This is a genomic window from Streptomyces sp. NRRL F-5122 (genome assembly GCF_001507435.1).
In the GTDB taxonomy this organism is placed as follows: domain Bacteria; phylum Actinomycetota; class Actinomycetes; order Streptomycetales; family Streptomycetaceae; genus Streptomyces; species Streptomyces lannensis.
The window spans coordinates 1-1,083 of the sequence record NZ_LMWH01000080.1; the positions used below are offsets into that span (position 1 = coordinate 1).

The 1,083-nt window shown below is 69.8% G+C and carries 2 protein-coding genes; both read left to right on the forward strand.

Features of this window, described 5'->3' with window-relative positions; genetic code table 11:
- The coding region (locus tag ADL25_RS10710; RefSeq protein WP_199839136.1) for a DedA family protein at positions 1-400 on the forward strand (400 nt) is incomplete at its 5' end.
- Positions 397-1,002, forward strand: a complete 606-nt coding sequence (locus ADL25_RS10715) for a phosphatase PAP2 family protein (protein ID WP_059127441.1) — start codon at positions 397-399, stop codon at positions 1,000-1,002. The genes ADL25_RS10710 and ADL25_RS10715, both read left to right, overlap by 4 nt.
- Positions 1,003-1,083: the final 81 nt, after the last annotated feature.

A 1,083-nucleotide genomic window follows, 5' to 3' on the forward strand; every position in this document is an offset into this window, starting at 1 on the left:
TCTGATCGGCCGCCGGGCGGGGGGAGCGCTGGTCGCCCGCAGTCGTTCGCAGCGTTTGCACGACGGCATGAAGCGGGCCGAAGAGCTCCTGGAACGCTACGGGTACGCCAAGGCGATCGTCCTGGCGAGATTCATCCCGGTCGTACGGACCGTGCTCAACCCGATGGCGGGCGCGCTCGAAGTTCCCGTGCGGACCTTCACGCTGTGGCAGGCGACGGGTGGCCTCGTCTGGGCCGTCGGCGTCACGCTCGCAGGGTATGTGCTGGGCTCCTCGATCCCGAACGTCGACCACTACCTCTTGCCTCTCATTGCGTTGATCGTCGTGGTGTCGCTGATCCCACTGCTCAGCGAAGTCCTGCGATCCCGGAGCAGTGCAAGGCCGAAGGCGAGGCACAAGTGATCCTCGCCTTTGACGGGTCGGCCATCGACGGTTCCCTCTACGCGGACGTCGTTGCCCGCGCGCATCACTCGGCCGACTGGCTCGACGACACGGTGTCGGTCTGGTCGACGTACGGACTCCTGGTGTTCGCCGTCCTGGCCGTCATCGGCTGGTGGCGCGCCCGGCGGGTCAGCCCGGCGGCCGCGGTCACGACACTGGCCGTACCGGTCGTCGTGGTTGCCGCATACGGAGTGGACATGGTCCTGAAGGCGGCCGTCCGGGAGAACCGCCCCTGCCAGAGCCTTCAGGTGGCAACGCTGGATGCCTGCCCGGCACACGGCGACTGGTCGTTCCCCAGCAACCATGCGGCCATCGCCGCGGCCGCCGCGGTGGCTCTGCTCTTCGTCTCGCGCCTCCTCGGTGCGGTGGCGGGGGTCGCAGCCGTGGCGATGGCGGGCTCCCGGGTCTGGGTCGGCCTGCACTATCCCCATGACGTCCTGGCGGGCGTGCTCGTCGGCGGCCTGGTGGCGTGGGCCGCGACGTTCGTCGTACGACGACATTCAGGCAGTTTGGCGCGGCGGCTTGCCTCCAGACGTCTCGGCGAACTGCTGCTCGCCTCATGAGCCGCCCCGATGTCTCCCGCCCGGCCGGCTGGACCGCCCTCGGCGCCGGGACCGCGTTCGCGATCCTCGCCTCTGCCGTCC